12 protein-coding genes are annotated in these 17,946 nt (G+C 45.4%); 5 read left to right on the top strand and 7 right to left on the bottom strand.

Annotated elements, in window-relative coordinates; all coding sequences use genetic code 11:
• The first annotated feature begins 46 nt into the window (after window positions 1–46).
• Together EWM62_RS07260 and EWM62_RS07265 are read left to right on the top strand one after the other, a co-directional pair.
• Window positions 47–1,648, top strand: a complete 1,602-nt coding sequence (locus EWM62_RS07260) for a glycoside hydrolase family 31 protein (protein WP_129876008.1) — start codon at window positions 47–49, stop codon at window positions 1,646–1,648.
• 297 nt (window positions 1,649–1,945) lie between these two features.
• The gene (locus EWM62_RS07265; RefSeq protein ID WP_129876009.1) at window positions 1,946–4,120 is read left to right on the top strand and encodes an ATP-binding protein; all 2,175 of its coding nucleotides are present in this window, start codon (window positions 1,946–1,948) and stop codon (window positions 4,118–4,120) included.
• Window positions 4,121–4,170: 50 nt separating this feature from the next.
• Here the strand turns inward: EWM62_RS07265 and EWM62_RS19275 are convergent, their stop codons facing one another.
• Genes EWM62_RS19275 through EWM62_RS07275 form a run of 3 tightly spaced genes read right to left on the bottom strand, consistent with a single transcriptional unit; the run spans window position 4,171 to window position 5,356 of the window.
• Window positions 4,171–4,323, bottom strand: a complete 153-nt coding sequence (locus EWM62_RS19275) for a hypothetical protein (protein ID WP_162499802.1) — start codon at window positions 4,321–4,323, stop codon at window positions 4,171–4,173.
• Window positions 4,324–4,377: 54 nt separating this feature from the next.
• Window positions 4,378–4,875 carry a hypothetical protein gene (locus tag EWM62_RS07270; protein ID WP_129876010.1) on the bottom strand — a complete coding sequence of 166 codons (498 nt, stop codon included), beginning with the start codon at window positions 4,873–4,875 and terminating at the stop codon, window positions 4,378–4,380.
• On the bottom strand, window positions 4,856–5,356 hold the full coding sequence (locus tag EWM62_RS07275) for an RNA polymerase sigma factor (RefSeq protein WP_129876011.1): 501 nt from the start codon (window positions 5,354–5,356) through the stop codon (window positions 4,856–4,858). The genes EWM62_RS07270 and EWM62_RS07275 overlap by 20 nt, the downstream gene beginning before the upstream one ends.
• A 200-nt stretch (window positions 5,357–5,556) precedes the next feature.
• On the opposite strand from EWM62_RS07275, the gene EWM62_RS07280 reads away from it, so the two are divergent.
• On the top strand, window positions 5,557–6,267 hold the full coding sequence (locus tag EWM62_RS07280; protein ID WP_129876012.1) for a hypothetical protein: 711 nt from the start codon (window positions 5,557–5,559) through the stop codon (window positions 6,265–6,267).
• Here EWM62_RS07280 and EWM62_RS07285 read toward each other — a convergent pair whose 3' ends face one another.
• The 4 genes from EWM62_RS07285 to EWM62_RS07300 form a co-directional block, all read right to left on the bottom strand.
• Complete coding sequence (locus tag EWM62_RS07285) at window positions 6,268–6,738, bottom strand: hypothetical protein (RefSeq protein WP_129876013.1); 471 nt, start codon at window positions 6,736–6,738, stop codon at window positions 6,268–6,270.
• A gap of 145 nt (window positions 6,739–6,883) precedes the next feature.
• Window positions 6,884–7,873, bottom strand: coding sequence for an MlaD family protein (locus EWM62_RS07290; protein ID WP_129876014.1), 990 nt, complete (start codon window positions 7,871–7,873; stop codon window positions 6,884–6,886).
• Window positions 7,874–7,892: 19 nt separating this feature from the next.
• Window positions 7,893–8,666 carry an ABC transporter ATP-binding protein gene (locus tag EWM62_RS07295; RefSeq protein WP_129876015.1) on the bottom strand — a complete coding sequence of 258 codons (774 nt, stop codon included), beginning with the start codon at window positions 8,664–8,666 and terminating at the stop codon, window positions 7,893–7,895.
• Between the two features lie 7 nt (window positions 8,667–8,673).
• Window positions 8,674–9,402 carry an MlaE family ABC transporter permease gene (locus tag EWM62_RS07300; RefSeq protein ID WP_238989323.1) on the bottom strand — a complete coding sequence of 243 codons (729 nt, stop codon included), beginning with the start codon at window positions 9,400–9,402 and terminating at the stop codon, window positions 8,674–8,676.
• 462 nt (window positions 9,403–9,864) lie between these two features.
• On the opposite strand from EWM62_RS07300, the gene EWM62_RS07305 reads away from it, so the two are divergent.
• Together EWM62_RS07305 and EWM62_RS07310 are read left to right on the top strand one after the other, a co-directional pair.
• Window positions 9,865–14,001: a hybrid sensor histidine kinase/response regulator transcription factor gene (locus tag EWM62_RS07305; RefSeq protein WP_129876017.1), complete on the top strand. Its 4,137-nt coding sequence runs from the start codon at window positions 9,865–9,867 to the stop codon at window positions 13,999–14,001.
• 782 nt (window positions 14,002–14,783) lie between these two features.
• A complete protein-coding gene (locus EWM62_RS07310; RefSeq protein ID WP_238989301.1) occupies window positions 14,784–17,939 on the top strand; it encodes a SusC/RagA family TonB-linked outer membrane protein in 3,156 nt (1,051 codons plus the stop codon).
• Window positions 17,940–17,946: the final 7 nt, after the last annotated feature.

Below are 17,946 nucleotides of genomic sequence, written 5' to 3' on the forward strand. Positions count from 1 at the left end.
AAATGTGTGTATGGTACTAAAATTTAACCAATTATATCAACCATTTATGAGCAAAGTTTACTACACCGTGCTGGTGTTATTTATCAGTTTACATGCCTTTGCACAGCCATCGCCCAAAACCCTTACGCTCGAAAAGGGCGAGCAATGGTACGGCGCTGCTGTATCATCGGGTACATCAATGCCCTTTAAGGATGGTACTACATTCGAGTTAAATAACGATAACCATGGTAACCAATGCCAGCCCCTGTTGCTATCAAGCACCGGCAGGTATATCTGGAGTAACGACCCTTTTAAATTCACCATAAATGGTACAGAACTAACCATCAGCAATAACCACAGCGAGATAATTGTTGGTAAGGCGGGCAACAGCCTGGGCGATGCCTATCGCGAAGCATGTAAAAAATTCTTTGCTGCCACAGGCCAGGCTCCCGACCCGATCCTATGGCAAAAACCGCAATACAATACCTGGATAGAGCTGGTGTACAACCAAAACCAGGTGGATATATTGAAGTACGCGCAGGGCATTATAGACAATGGCTTCCCGCCGGGTGTGCTGATGATAGATGATAACTGGGCCGATTATTATGGTAAGTTCAGCTTTCGTAAGGACCGCTTCCCGGATGCCAAAGCTATGATTGCCCAATTGCACAAAATGGGTTTTAAGGTGATGGTATGGGTATGCCCCTTCGTGAGCCCTGATGTGGTGGAGTTTCGCGACTTGATGGCTAAGAAACTGGTGGCAATGGATAACGAGGGCGATGCCAACATGCCCTGGGATAAGGCCAAAAAGCCTTTAATCGTAAACTGGTGGAACGGTTACAGCGCGCAAGTGGATTTTACCAACCCTGATGCGGTGGCCTGGTACAAAAAGCAACTGGACTATATGGTTACCGAGTATGGCGTTGATGGCTTTAAGCTGGACGCCGGCGATATGCAGTTTTATCCGCCTAACCTGTTATCCTTTAAAAAAGTAACGCCGAACGAGCAAAGCGAGCTTTGGGGGCAATTTGGATTACTGTACCCGCTTAATGAGTACCGCGCCATGTGGAAACGCGGCGGGCAGCCCTTAGCCGAGCGCCTGGGCGATAAGCACCACGACTGGCATGATGTTGGCCGCCTGATACCCGATGTTACTGCAGCAGGCCTTATAGGCTACCCCTTTGCCTGTCCGGATATGATTGGCGGCGGCGATTACCTTTCATTTATTGATAACCCCGCGCTTGACCAGGACCTCATCGTCCGCTCGGCACAGGTGCATGCTTTAATGCCGATGATGCAATTTTCGTTGGCGCCATGGCGTGTGCTGGATAAACCTCATATGGATGCTATAAAAGCCGCGGTAGCTACCCGCATGAAATACACACCTTACATTGATGAATTATTTAAACACGCCGCCCAAACCGCCGAGCCCATTGCCCGCCGTATGGAGTATGTTTTCCCGCATCAGGGTTTCGAAAAAACCATCGATCAGTTTATGCTTGGCGATAAATACCTGGTAGCCCCGATAGTGAAAAAGGCCCCGTCGCGCAGCGTAATGTTACCAAAAGGCACGTGGAAAGGCGATGATGGTAAAACTTACAAAGGTGGCAAATCCATTCAAATAGAGGTGGCGTTGAACAGGATCCCGGTGTTTGAAAGGGTGAAGTAGATACATCAAATGTAGTCGCCCGGCTTTTACCGGGTGGCTGTTATTACACGGCGCCGCGCCGCAGTCAATAACTGTAAGCTTTTTAAAACAGTCCATATTTTTCATAACTGCATACAATTTACAACAGCACAGTACATTATAAAAAGTGATGGTTGGTTTGTGTGCGCTAATTTGTGGGTAAACTTATTCTTTTAAGGAATATTTATTAATAGTGGCACTACACTTGCAAACACCCTACAAAATTTAACAGTTGCAATTATTGGCAATTGATGCTGAATTTATATCAAAAACCACTTTATGATCGCTGGTGTTAAAAAGATACCTATTTTAAGATACGCCCTTATTGTAATGCTCATTGTAGTGTTATTTGGCAGCGCCTTTTATTTATACCTTCATTATAACAAAGCCGAAAAATTACGTAGCAATTTCCAGCAGATGGTTAAAGCCAGAGAAAACTCGGCGCTGATTGATAGCTGTATTGTTGAGCTTTATAGCGCCGATAACAGCAGTCGTATGTTCGCGTTAACGGGCCGCAAGTGGTATTCAAAAGAGTTTTCCAGGCAGATAAAAAATGTTAGGGGCATTATCACCACCATAAACGCCAATGACAAAAATACACCCAATACTGCTGATGATGACGAACTGGGCAATTTGGTAAGCCAGAAAAAACTAAAAACCGACAGCTATTTTAAGCTGATGACCTTATCTGATAGCCTGATGCGGTCGGCCAAAAAGATCAACGCCGCGCTTAAGGATCAAAACAATAACATCGTTCAGCAACCAGTTGTAAGGCGTATAAAAACCCAAGTAAGTGTTGATACCATTAAGGCCATAGCCAAAGCGCCCGAACCTAAAAAGAAATTCTTTGGCCGTTTATTCTCTGCTTTCAGTAAAAAGAAAAAAGAGGAGGTGAAAGAACCGGTGCTGTTGGCAAGGCGTACCGATACCATTATCACCACCATGACAGCCAGCCCTAAAGTTGCGCAAGCATACAATAAGTATTACAATAAAATATACGATGCCAACAGCAAGCTGCGCGCAAACGAGCGCGAAATGCTGGAAATAAACAACCGCTTGATAAGCCAGATCATAGGCAGCCTAAAAAAATACAAAGTTGCCGAGCAGCAATACATAACCGGTAGTAAAGATGAGATTAATACCAGCCTTTCAACCGTGTTGTACGAATTTAAAAGGTTATCGGGCGTGATGTTTTTGCTGCTTACCACTGTGGTTATCATCATCCTGTATAACATCTGGAAGATCTTTCGTAACGAGGAAGAGATGGTTGTTTATACCGAAATGGCCGAGAAGTACGCGCAATCTAAAAGCCGGTTTTTGGCCAGTATGAGCCACGAGATCCGTACGCCGCTAAACTCTATTATTGGTTTTTCGGAACAGTTAACCCAAAGTAACTTAAGCGCGGCACAAGCCGAGCAGACCAACGCCATTCGCAGTTCGTCGAAAATGCTGCTGGATGTAGTGAACGAGATACTCGATTTTTCGAAATATGAAACCGGGAAAATGAGCTTTGAAACAGCGCCATTTAATCCATACACGGCTATTAAGGAAATAGTAGACAGCATGCAGATCCAGGCTGGTAAAAAGAACCTGGCGCTGAGCTATCAGCTGGATTTTGATGAGGATATATGCTTTATGGGCGATTACTTCAGGTTAAAACAGGTGGTGATGAACCTGGTTGGCAACGCCATTAAGTTTACAAGCCAGGGCGAGGTAGCCATTAACGCGTTTTTAACCGAAGGTAAAGCAGGGCAGCAGGTGCTTAACGTGCATATAAAAGATACCGGGCTGGGTATAGATAAAGAACATCTGCCGTTGATCTTTGATGAGTTCTCGCAGGTTGCATCGGCGCAAAAAACGGCTAACTATGGTGGTACAGGTTTAGGTTTGGCTATCTGTAAAAAAATAATTGAGCTGCAGGGAGGCAGTATAAAGGTAACCAGCAAGGTGGGCAAGGGCTCGATATTCAGCTTTAAGCTGCCGTTAACCATTGCCGAAGCAGGTGCATGTGTTACAGCTGAAGATGCTGTTATAACTACCGACCCTAAACAACTTGTTGAAGGCTGCCATATCCTGGTTGCCGAGGATAATAAGCTTAATGTGCTATTGGTGAGTACCATCCTTAAGAAATGGAAAATGACCTTTGATGTAGCTTATGATGGCCGCCAGGCGCTGCAGCTTTTTGAAGATAACCATTACGATATTATCCTTACCGATATTGAAATGCCCGAGATGGGTGGTATCGAATTTACGCAGGTGATCCGTGCCAATGGCGTGGCCGAAAAGGCAGAGATACCAATACTTGCCCTAACTGCTAACGTGCTTAAAGAAGACCGCGATAAATACATGAGCGTAGGCATGAGCGGCGTGGTATTAAAACCCTTCTCAGAACAAAACCTGATAGACAGCGTTGCCGCCGCCCTGCAAAAAAAGAATGACTTGGTAAACGGGTAAAATACAAGATCTTTCAGCTATACATACTTCGGCATACCCCACTGTTGCTCTTACTTTTTCGCGCCTTTACTTGTGCGATCTTCGGCTTTTTTCACCTCGTCTTTCTCGCTCATTGGCAGGTCGGTTTTAAGCTCTGTATTACCGGTAGATGATGATCTGGTTGTTTTTTTTGCTGCGGCTGGTTTCTTTTGTGAAGTTGTCATGATAATATGCCTCCTTTTATAACAACTTTTTGGGGTCCAAAAAGTTTAAGAAACTTATTTTTTTAACTGGTGCAGTTCGGTCTTTAGATCATTTAGCTGCTGCTGTGCCTGCCGGTTTTCCAGATAAAAGTAAATGGCGCAGGCCAAAAATATCTTACTTAATACAAACACCGCAATAAATACCCACTTCCAGGTTTTGTGCACCTTCATGTGGTTCGATTCGGCCTCAAGCTCTATATATTGCGGGCCGGTATCGGGTTTGCTAAAATTTTTGTAGTTGTTGTCCTCGCGCTCAATGAACTGGGTAGGCGCACTTGTCTGGCGCAGCATCAGTTCATCAATATGGTCTGAGATCTTATCCCAGGTGTGGATAGGCGGGGTAACGGCCATATATTGGGCAATGCGCTCCATATCGGTTTCCAGTTCCTGCAAAGCAGTGTTTACTTCAGGATATATGGCCTTCATGCGTAGCAGTTCCTGTACCTCTTGCTCAGAGGCCGAACCTGTTATGTAGGCTTCTAATATGCCGCTGTTAATGTACTCCTGTATCATCGCGGTTATTCCTGATTATGGTAAACGATTCTTTTAATAATTGCCTTATAGCCGCTTCGGGTTGGTTTAGCTCGGCTGCCAATGCAGTTATAGATTTGCCATGGTAATGTACCCCGCAAAACACCAGTTGCTGCTCGTGGCTCATCATGTCAATAAATTTATTGCCGCCTATGTTTTTCGGGGGGGAAGCCCCGTGTTTATCCGCGCAATCTCCAACGCTATTTATATAAGCGGCCAGTTTTTTACGGGCCAGTAGCTGCAGGCGGCAAAAAACGTTCGTGCCCGGGGCCAGTATTTCATTCAGTTCGGCAGGCCGCAGGTCGGTAAAAAGCTCGGCAAGGTATTGTTCTGCCGTAGCCCGGTCTTTTATCACCTCTTGTATATACCCCAATAACATACCCCCATAGCTGTTGTATAACCCACGCAAGGTTTGCTTAATTGCAGGTAATGAAGCTTCAGCGGAGGTTAACTGCGGTTTCAAGTTGTGTAAATAGTTAATCGGGTATAAGCGTTTTATTGTGCTTTAAATCTAATCAAAAAAAGGAAGAGTAGTTAAAAAAATTTCTTTATCTGACTGTTTTTTACGCTTACGAGTATGGATGGGTTACTGTTAAATGTTAATTTAAGTTAAACAAGGCTATCAGCATCGTCAAACTCAATAGGTTTACATAGTTTTAAACCATGCATCGTTACCTGCTTATTATTGCGCTTTTTATACACTCTGCAGCCTATACCCAGGGTGTTTTTAAAGGGCGGGTGTTCGAAAACAAGACCCGCATAAGCCTGGCAGGCATTAGGGTTGATAATTTAAACAACAAAAAAACTACCGTCACCAATAACAACGGCGATTTTAATATCGCCGCAAAAAATGGCGACCTGCTTGTTTTTAAAGGCTTTGCCTACCAACCGGATACCTTACTGATAACCGACCTGCACGATAAGGAGATTTTTTTGGAGCCCGTAACACACGAACTTGACCAGGTAAACATATCTGTTACCGAAACAAAAAGCCTGAACACGTATTTTGACCCACAATTTCACGGGCAACCCGTTGTATATGCGCGGGATAAAGATATGAATTACAAGGGTGGTATTGTTTTACGCCTTTGGTATTGGAAAAAGGATGAAAAGAAGCGTGCCAGGTTGCAGGCACTTGAAAGGAAATACGCTGTAATGGATAAAATAACGGCGGTGTTTCAGCCTAAGGTCATAGCTCAATATCTGCCCCTAACCGGTATTGATCTGGATAACTTTATCAATTTGTATACGCCAACGCCAAAAATAGTATCTGCAAAGGACTTTAGCCTGCCCAACTATTTAAATACCTGCTTTAAAAAATATCAGGCCTTGCCGCCCGATAAACGGCAACCGCCCACGTTAACCGGGCAATAATTATTTAAGCAAGTTAACCCCGCTGCTGTAAGCGAAAGCATCTCCAAACGCGCCTGCAAACTGCCCCGCCAAATCCGGCAGTTTATCGGCATGCTTGCGCAGGTAATGGCCTGCAACGCCGGTCAACAATGCGGCTGCGCCCCCAATAAGCATCCCTCTTAGCATACTTTGCTTGTTCTTACGGAAGATAGCCGCGCCCGCAAAGGCTCCTGAAGCTACGTGCAGGCCCAATTGCCGCATATCTATACTATCTGTTGTATTTGCCACCCGCTTTCTTTCCCTTTCGGCTGCGGATAGTAATGAAGTTGCTATAGTAGTAATGGGCGATTGCGCAAACCTAACTATGCTTAACGGACTGGAATAATACCCGTTGCTGTAATAGTTGGCAATTGCCGGCGCCGCGCTTGCACGCATCCCTGCCACTGCACCTAATCCTAAAGTTTGCCAAACGGGTTTCCTATAATTGCCCATAGTATTGCTGTTGATGTATAAAAACAACAGGAGATGGGATGGATGGTTTGAAGAAGATGGAATTTAACTTAGCCTAACGGTAATACAATGACCGACCAGAATAACCGCACAAAAAAAGCGATGATCAACATCGCTTTTCAAATTCTTATAATCCTTTTTTGATACTATCCTGCTTTGCTTTTTCTTTTTTCTTAAAAAAGCCTTTTAGTAAAAAGCTGTGCTGCGCGGCTTCCAGGTCGTCGTTTAGTTTAATGGAGCTTTGCTGCAGGTAATCTATCGTGTTTTGAACTTTTACCGCTGCTTTGGGGTCGTTTAAAAGTACGCCAAGGGCGTTATCGGTTGTGTTTAACTTGTTGCTGGCCTTAGTAAGGTTATCAGTTAGGGTGGTGGCATTATCAGCCGCTTCTTTCAACCGGCTAACCGATGAACGGATCCTGTTAAAGGTAATGGTATCGGTAAGTACGTTATCGGCAAAGCCCCCCTTGGTGTTCATTTTATTGCTAAAGTTGTTTAGCTGGGCCGACATCCTGGCCGCGTTTTGCGTGGCAGTCTGCAAATTAAGCATGGTTTGCTTTAATTGGATACCCATGGTGCTGTCAGCTAATAAAGTGCCCACAGTGCCTTTGCCGGCCAGTATTTGTTTGCTTAATTGTTTAAAATCGGTAGTGATGGCCAGCAGGTTCTGGTTGTTTTGCTGCAGGGTTTTCATCACGTCATCGGTAGATAATAGCTTCTCCGACTGCAACACATCACCATCCTGTACGGCCGGGGCCTGCGGCGAGCCGCCGTCAATCACAATAATTTTGTTGCCTATCAAACCATCGCTGCTGATGCGTACACCCGCGTTGCGGTGAATGTACTGCTGCGTGCTGGCATCAATGCTCATCACCACATCAACCTGGCCCGGGCCTGTAAAGGTGATGTTTTTGATAGTGCCCACTTTTACACCCGAGAACCAAACGTTGTTCCCTTTTTTCAATCCCGAAACATCATTAAATATCGAGCTGATGTGGATGCTTTTTACAAAGCTTTTTTGCTGGCCGCCCAGGGTGAGCACGCCGATCACAAAAACGGCTACGCCAAGCAGGACGAAAACGCCTACTATTATCGATCTTTTATTTTCTGCTGTATCCATTATTTAGGGGTACTAATATCTATTGTATAAAATTATAATCAAAAAATGGTTTTACGCGTTCATCGGTGGTGGCAAATACCTCATCAAAGGTACCCACACGCTGAAACTGCCCGTCTAAAAGCATGGCAATACGGTCGCCGGTCATTTTAGCGCAGGTAAGGTCATGCGTGATGATGATAGACGACGTATGGTAACGCTGCTGTACCTCGTTTATCAGTTCGTTTATTTCGATACAGGTGATAGGGTCCAGGCCGGCGGTTGGTTCATCGTAAAGCATTATCTCGGGGTTAAGTATCAGCGTACGGGCAATGCCAATACGCTTGCGCTGCCCGCCCGAAAGCTCGGCCGGCATTTGGTTAATGGTTTGCGAAAGCCCAACGGCATCTAAAACACTCTCCACATCTTTATTAATTTCGGCCCGGGTAATGCCCTTGCGGTTGCGCACCAGCGGGAACTCCAGGTTTTTTCGTACGGTCATGCTGTCATAAAGCGCGCTGTTTTGGAAGGAAAACCCTATACGGATGCGCAGGTCTTCCAGCGCGCGCTGCGATATGGTAGTAACATCGTTGCCCAAAACTTCTATAGTGCCGGCATCGGTACTTAAAAGGCCCGATATCAGCTTGATCAATACAGATTTACCCGTACCCGAGCGGCCAAGCACCACCAGATTTTCGCCCTGGTAAAGGTCAAGGTCTATCCCGCGCAGTACATCATAATCAGCAAAAGATTTTTCAACCCCGCGGATCTTGATGACCGTGTTATTTTTATCGATATGTGCCTTTTGCTTTTCCATTTGATAATTATCGGAACCACCCGGCTATCTGTACAATTAAAACTTCTTCAATAAACACCAAAAACATGGCGGTAACTACCGCGCCGTTAGCCGCTTTACCAACCCCTTCGGTGCCTTTGGTAGAGTTGTAACCCTGGTAGCAACCCACTATGCCAATTGTAAAACCAAATACTATGGCCTTGCTAAGCGAAGCCCAAAAATCAATAAAGGTCAACGGCTCAAAAGCCTGGTCCATAAAAACGCTGTAAGTGGTGCCTTCGTTCTGGCTCACATTTAAATAACCACCCAGCAAGGCAATAAACGCTACATAGGTAGCTAACAAGGGTATGGTGATGGTTGTTGCAATAACCCGCGTACAAACCAAAAATTTAAAAGGTTTTGTGCCCGATACTTCCATAGCGTCAATTTGCTCGGTAACCCGCATAGAGCCCAGTTCGGCCCCAATGCTCGATCCTACCTTGCCTGCGGCAATAAGGGCGGTTACCAGCGGTGCAAGGGCTTTCATAATAGCGATAGATACCAGCGACGGCAGCCACGATGTAGCGCCAAAATCGGTAAGCGAGGGGCGGCTTTGTTTGGTGAAGATAACCCCTACAATAAAGCCGGTTAGTGTTATTAACGTAAACGAGCGTACACCCGTTTCATAGCATTGCCTTATTACCTCTTTAAATTCATAAGGGGGCAAAAACACTTCTTTAAAAAAACGCATTACAAAGGCATATATCCTGTGCAGCATCAAAAAGAAAGCCGCCAACTTGTTCTGCGTTTTTTTGATACGCGACGGGGCGGGGTTGGTTGTATTATTTACGCTATCCATTAATGTGGCAAAGGTATAACTAAAGTAAGATATAGATAAACCAACACCCTAAATTGTTTTAAAAGATGTTCAGCGGAATGTAATAATTGCACCTGCAAGGACGGTAAACTTTTTAAAGTTAAAGCCTGTAATTTTATTACTTATCAAATTTGAAATAAAAGTATCATATACCCTAAGCTGATATAGTTGTATTGCGCTTAAAAACAGGCATGTTAGTATAATGCGCTGTTAAGTAAACATCAGAAAATGTAAAAATAGTATTACATGGTACTTTTTAATTTGGGTACTTTTGATACACCAATTATATTACACTATCAATTAAACCATAGTATCATTTGCTGCAGGCTATGATATCGCATTTAAATTACTGTGGAGGGGAAAATGACTTACAAGGGATTCATACTTGCGATTTTAACGCTGTTTGCCGCTATTACGGCCTTTTCGCAAAATAACGAATTCCAGTTTTCTAAGTTAGATATCACCAACGGCCTGTCGCACAACCAGGTAAATACCATTTTAAAGGATAGCAAGGGTTTTATGTGGTTTGGTACCCTATCGGGACTAAACAAATACGACGGCTATAAATTTAAGGTTTACAAACACATTGAAGGTGATACCACCAGCCTTAACGATGATTTTATAGTTACCATTGCCGAGGGCCCCGATAATAAGCTTTGGATTGAAACCCGTAACGGCTACAATATTTACGACCCCGAAACCGAGCGGTTTAGCCATGATATAAGCGGGTACCTTAAGTCGATTAACGTGCCGGTTATAGGGCTAACTGCGGTAAAAAAAGACAGGGCAGGCAATTTTTGGTTCCTCAATTCAAGCTCGGGGATCTATCGCTATCAGCCATCAGTAAAAAAAACCATACACATCAGTTACAAGGCCGGGGTTAGTGGTTCCATATTCAGCAACGCTGTTATAGATCTTAATTCCGATTCCAAAGGAAATATATGGCTGGTTTATAACAAAGGTATTTTAGAGCGGATTAACCCTGTAAACTACCGGGTAAACTACCGGAAGCAATTGAGCGCACTGCCCGCCGGGCTAAACACAGGCTACCGCGTTTTTATTGATAAGCAGGATGATGTATGGGCGTTTGTACCCACCTACTCATCGGGCGTATATTACCTCAATTCAAACCAAAGCATTTTTAAACACATTGATAAAGGCAGCGGGCCCGATGGGTTAAATACCAACGTGGTATCAAACCTGATACAGGATGATAAAAACCGCATCTGGATAGCTACCGACCACGGCGGCGTAAACCTGCTGAACAAGCAGGATTTTAAGATAAAGTACATTACCAACCGCGAGGACGATGTTAAAACCATCGGCCAAAACAGCATAATACTATTATATAAGGATGACACCGGCATTATTTGGGTAGGCACCTATAAGCGTGGCATCAGCTATTATCACGAAAGTATCATCAAGTTCCCACTATATACGCACCATTTATCAGACCCGGGCAGCCTTAGTTTTAGCGATGTAAACAAATTTGTTGAAGATAAATACGGTAACCTGTGGCTGGGTACCAACGGCGGCGGCCTGGTTTATTTTAACCGCAAGGATGGCAGCTTTAAAAAATACCTGCACAATGCCGCCGACCCCAACAGCCTTACCAACAACGTAATTGTAAGCATGTGCCTGGATCACGATCAAAAGCTTTGGATAGGCACCTATTTTGGCGGCCTGGACTGCTTTGATGGCAAAACCTTTAAGCATTACCGCCATAACGATGCGCAGCCGGGCAGCCTGTCCGAAGACCGGGTGTGGTCCATACTGGAAGATTCTGACAACAACCTTTGGGTTGGCACACTTGCCGGCGGGCTTAACCTGCTCGACCGTAAGACCGATACCTTTAAACATTACAAATTAAAGCAGGGCGATCAGCAGGCGCTCTATTCAAACTATATAGCCGCGCTGTTAGAGGATAAGCGAAAAAACCTTTGGGTGGTTACCTCCTTTGGGGTTGACGTGCTCAACAAAAAAACCAACAAGTTTACCCATTACATCCACGACGATAAAAACCCCAACAGCATTGTAAATAACAATACCAACAATATTTTGGAGGATAGCCGCGGGCTGATATGGATAAGCACCCGCGAAGGTATCAGTGTGCTGGACCCAATTAAGCAGAAATTTACAAATATTACCCACAAGGATGGCCTGCCGGATAATACGGTGATTGAGCTGCGCGAGGATGATAACCATAATATTTGGGCAAGTACGCCAAATGGCCTCTCGAATATATTGGTAACCCATGGTGCGGGTAAATTAAGTTTCAGGTTCATTAACTACAACGAACGGGATGGCTTGCAGGGCCGCGAGTTTACTGCCAACGCATCGTATAAAACCCGCAGCGGCGAAATGATATTTGGCGGCGGTAATGGCTTCAATATTTTTAGGCCGGCCAGCCTGCAAACCAGCAAAAATATCCCCGCGCTGGTATTTACCGATTTCCAGGTGTTTAACAAGAGCGTTGCCGTTGGCGAAAAGGTTTATGGTAAAGTTATCCTAACCAAAGCCATTGCCAATACACCCGAAGTAGCGTTAGAGTATAACGAGAATGTTTTTGGGATTGAGTTTGCCGCCCTTAATTATTTTGATGCCGATAAGGTGAAGTTTGAGTATACCATGCAGGGTTTCGACAGGAACTGGATCCCCGCCGACAATATCACCCGCAAAATAGTTTACACCAACTTAGATGCCGGCGATTATACATTTAAGGTGCGCGCATCAAACCCCGGCTTTTGGAAAAGTAAGGAGATTGCCCTGCGCGTAACCATTTTGCCGCCCTGGTGGAAAACTACTTTTGCTTATATATTATACGCCCTTGCTTTTGTTGGCGCGCTGTTTTACCTGCGTCACAGGGGCATCCGCAAGATCCGTGCGCAATTCCTGCTGGAGAAGGAGCGCGAGGAAACCCAGCGCCTGCACGAACTTGACCTGATGAAGATAAAATTCTTTACCAACGTAAGCCACGAGTTCCGTACACCGCTATCATTGATCATGGCCCCGGTGGATAGGATAATTAAACAGATCCAGGAACCCGAGATCCAAAAACAGTTGTTGCTGGTAAACCGAAATGCCAAACGCCTGCTAAACCTGGTGAACCAACTGCTCGATTTCCGTAAGATGGAATACCAGGAGCTGAAGCTGCACACCCGGCCGGGGGATATTATCGGTTTTATCCGCGAGCTATCTTACTCGTTTACCGATGTGGCCGAGCAAAAAGGTATAGGATTTGTGTTTGATGCCGAGGTGGACGAGTTCCATACCAGTTTCGATCATGATAAAATTGAGCGCATCGTATTCAACCTGCTTTCCAATGCCTATAAATTTACGCATGCGGGTGGCCATGTAAGTGTGCTGGTGTACTTTAAAAATGGCGATACCGCATCGCAGCGGATATTAGAGCTTAAAGTGATAGATACAGGTATCGGTATCCATAAAAACAAGCTCGACAGGATCTTCGAACCCTTCTTCCAGAACGATATCCCCGGCTCTATGTTAAACCAGGGCAGCGGGATAGGCTTATCTATCACAAGGGAGTTTGTGAGGCTGCACGGCGGCGAAATTATTGCGGAGAGCGAGTTTAACCAGGGAAGCTGCTTTACCATACTACTGCCTTTGCAGGAGTTGGATAAGCGCCTGTTTACTGATACTCCTTTACTTTTACAGCATGAAGACGCGGTGTTTAATATAGATACCCAAAAGGTTGCCCGGATAAGGGAAACCCGCGACGGCAAAAAGCCAACCGTATTATTGGTTGAAGATAATGATGACTTCCGCTTTTATATTAAGGACAACTTAAAGGACGCGTTTAACATCATCGAGGCCGAGAACGGCAAAAAAGGCTGGCAAAAAGCCCTGGCCCAGCACCCCAACCTGGTGGTAAGCGATATTGCCATGCCCGAAATGAACGGCATTGAGCTTTGCCAAAAAATAAAGAACGACCCCCGTACAACCCATATCCCGGTAATATTGCTCACCGCAATGGCAGGCGAGGAGCAGCAGCTTAAAGGCCTGGGCACCGGCGCCAGCGACTACATGACCAAACCCTTCAACTTCGAGATACTGCTGTCGAAGATCAGAAATATCCTTAGTCAGCAGGAAAATATGCGCAAAACCTACCAGAAACAGGTAGAAGCCAAGCCAACCGAAATGCATGTCGACTCGCCGGATGAAGTTTTTATTAAAAAGGTTTTGGTGCAGATAGATAATAACATTTCCAACCCCAATTTTTCGGTAGAGGAGCTGAGCAGCGAAATGTGCATGAGCCGTTACACGCTATATAAAAAGATCCTGCAAATGACAGGCAAAACCCCTAATGAGCTGGTACGGCAAATGCGCCTTAAACGCGCCGCCCAATTGCTGCAAACCGGCCACCTTACCATCTCGCAGATCTGCCACAAAGTAGGTTTCAAAAGCCAGAAATACTTTGTTAAAACCTTTAAGGCGGAGTTTAACACCATCCCTTCCCGCTACGCGGAGGTGAGGGATTAGTTGATTGGTGATTAGAGATTAGTTAATTAGAGGTTAGGTAAATACCCGTTAAAATTCCCTTCCCTGAGTTATATGCGTAGAAATATTTTATTTTCCGCGATAAATGCGCCGTAGGTGCAACAGCTCGGTAGAAGATGCATTACATTATTTTTTGCGCCGTAGGTGCAAAACTTAACAGGCCATTTCCAGCCCGTTATCATTCGGCCAGGTTCCGTACCTACGGCACGGGATATTTGATAGCTGTTTTTTCTACCGGGCTTACCCTTAACGGGGAGTCGGTACTGTTTACCTGTATTCTTTAAATCCTCACATTTATCTTCTCCCGAAATAAAATCACTACAACCCCTCGCTATGCAAAATTTAACACCTACAGTAATTATTGCATAATACTATTTAACCACTTTATAAAGTATCGATAATTTCTATACGGGTGCACATTTGTAACTAAATCACCCAAAACCACGCGTACTATGTTATTAATTAATTGATAATCAAATAATTAATTAAGGTTGACATTTGTACCCCTATATATCCACAACAGGGCTTTTAATAGCATATAATTTTAACCACTGAATAATCAATAACGCAACGGCAGCAATTGCCGCATGCCGATTATATAAACCATTTAACCAGTTTTTAATAATTATTTAACAAAGCGGGTGCTTACCGCGCCCGGCAATAAGGGATGTCGCGGCGTTTTGCGCAGGCATATACTTAACAATTATAAGCGCGTACACCAATTAAAAATCAAATATAAATCAACCAAAAACTAACAAATTATTATGGGAAAAATTCTACGAATAGCATTGCTGTTTGTCTCCTCCTTCATTTGTGCTTCAACCATGGCGCAAACCGGGGGCACAGTGATCAAAGGAACAGTAACAGATGAAACCGGCGCCCTGCCAGGGGCTACCGTATCTGTTAAAGATGGCCAGGGCGTTGCCGTAACCGATGTAAACGGCAGGTATACCATTACCGTTGGGGCAGCGGCGAAAACACTGGTGTTTAAATTTATAGGGCTGGAAACCCGCGAGGTTGCCATCAACGGGCAAACGGTTATAAACGTATCCCTAAGATCATCAAACACATCGCTTAACGAGGTGGTGGTAATAGGTTACGGCAGCATCCGTCGTGCCGATATTACCTCATCTATTTCATCGGTTAGCGAAAAGGACATCAAAAACCTGCCCGTAGCCGGTATCGACCAGGCCATACAGGGTAAGGTTGCCGGTGTAACCGTAATGAACAACTCGGGCCAGCCGGGTGGCGGCGTTTCGGTACGTGTGCGTGGTGTAACCAGCGCTACGGGCTCAAACGAGCCATTGTACGTAATAGATGGTGTGCAGTTTGGCAGCGATAACAACACCAGCCTAAACCAGGATTTCCTGGGTGGTGGCTCGGGGCAAACAGGCCAGAGCGTTTTAGCTACGCTAAGCCCGTCGGATATCGAATCTATCGACATCTTAAAGGATGCATCGGCGCAGGCCATTTATGGTTCGCGCGGCGCAAACGGTGTTATCATCATCAATACTAAGCGTGGTAAGGCAGGCACAAGCAAACTTAATTATGATGCTTATGTAGGGTTCTCCGAGATCCCTAAAAAGCTGAAGGTAATGGACCTTAGGCAATACGCCGAGTACCGTAACTCGTTGGTGAACGAGGTACGCGCAGTACCCGGCAGCGGGCTGGATAGCACCCTGGAATTCAGAGATCCATCAGTATTAGGCCACGGTACCGACTGGCAGGACGAGATCTACCAGCGCGGCGTGGTTACCAGCCACCAGTTATCAGTATCGGGCGGTACCGAAAAAACGCAGTTTTATTTTAGCGGCGGTTATTTGAACCAAACCGGTACGCTTATTAAAACGGGCTTTGACAGGTACACCCTACGCGCCAGTATAGATCACCAGGTTAACAACTGGTTAAAAATGGGCTTTACCAGCAACTTATCAAAAAGCAAGCAGCAAATTGGCTTAAGCGACGGGTTTGATGCGGTAACCAGTACGGTATTATACAACACGCCCGTATCGCCCGTGCGCGATATTTATGGTAACTATATTACAAACGCCAATGTTGGCGGTTACCAGATAAACCTAACCAACAACCCGGTTACGCTTGCACAAAACCGCGATGTTAGCGTGGCCAACAGCAAAGCATTAGGCGCGCTGTATGCCGAAGTAAAAATTATAAAAGGCTTAACATTAAGGAACGAGTTTAACTACAACTTTAACCTGGAAAGCAGCAGGGCGTACCAGCCGGAAATAACAAACAGTATCACCAACGACCTGATCCTGTCGCCAAGCCGCATCCGCGAGCAACGCACCCAAAGCTTTTACTGGGATGTTAAAAACTTCCTGAACTTTGACCGCTCTTTTGGCAAGCACAGCGTTAGCGCTACATTGGGCCACGAGGTGCAACGGTCTGACTACGATTACATCAACGCCAACCGTAACGGCCTGGTGGCAAACCTGCCATCGTTAAACGCGGGCCTTGCCGATCTTACTCAGGGCATTGGCGCGGGCGCAGGAACCTGGAGCATGGAATCGTACTTCGCGCGTGCCGGGTACACCTTCAATAACAGGTACGCCATATCGGGTACTGTACGCCGCGACGGTTCTTCGAGCTTTGGCCCGGGCAAACGCTGGGGTACGTTCCCAGCGGTATCTGCATCGTGGACCGTAACTAACGAAGATTTTATGAAAGACATGAAAAACCTGAGCTACTTAAAACTGCGCTTAGGTTATGGCGAGGTAGGTAACCAAAGCACATCGGCAAACGCTTTCGTATCAAACATACAGCTATTTGGTACCGCGCCGTTTGGGCCGGGCAGCCTTCCGTACAACGTTGCCAACCCCGATCTGGGCTGGGAATCTGTTAAAACATACAACGCCGGTATCGACTTAACCACGCTGAACAGCAGGGCCGAAGTTACTATCGACGTGTATAAAAAAATAACAACCAACATGCTTTTGGCAAGCCAGTTGCCGTCATTTTCGGGCCTGGGTACTAACTGGAACGATATCCAGTCGCCAATTACCAATGCCGGCGAAATGACCAATACGGGTATCGATATCGGTATCACATCATACAATATCCAAAACAAGGATTTTAACTGGAAAACCAATATCACCTTTAGCCATTACAAAAACACGCTGGTGAAATTGAATAACCCTACAGCTACGCTAACAGGTATCTTTAACGAGTACGGTGCAAGCAACCTGGTATCGCTTACCGCGCCGGGCAGCCCAATTGGCAGCTACTACGGCTTTGTAACCGACGGTTTATTTAAAAGCCAGGAGGAGTTAGCCGCGGGGCCGATCCCTGTAGGATTAAATGTGGCGCCGGGTTCGTTATGGCTGGGCGATATCCGCTATAAGGATTTGGATGGTAACGGCATCATCAACGATAAAGATGCCCGTGTTATAGGTAACCCTAACCCTAAATTCACTTATGGCTTTACCAACACCTTCAGCTATAAAGGGGTCGATCTTTCGGTATTCCTTTATGGAAGCTATGGCGGCCAGATCTTTAACTATACCCGCAGGCAAACCGAGGCTATGGCCAACTCTAACAATAACCAACTGGTTACCGTGTTAGACAGGTACACCGAATCAAACACCGGCTCGAGCATGCCAAGGTATAACCAGTGGACCAACAACAACACCAAAATATCTGACAGGTATATTGAGAGCGGGTCGTACCTGCGTATCCAGAACGTAGCGTTGGGTTACAATATCCCTAAAAGCATCATGAACAGGCTTAAGATAGCGTCTGTCAGGGTTTATGCATCGGTACAAAACCTGTACACATTTACCAAATACTCGGGCTACGACCCTGAGTTGGGTGCTATTAACAGCACAGTAGGGTTTATGAATGTGGATAACGGCCACTACCCAATACCACGCACGTTTACGTTTGGTACCAATATTCAGTTTTAATTATAAA

Source organism: Mucilaginibacter terrigena, assembly GCF_004168255.1.
In the GTDB taxonomy this organism is placed as follows: Bacteria; Bacteroidota; Bacteroidia; order Sphingobacteriales; family Sphingobacteriaceae; genus Mucilaginibacter; species Mucilaginibacter terrigena.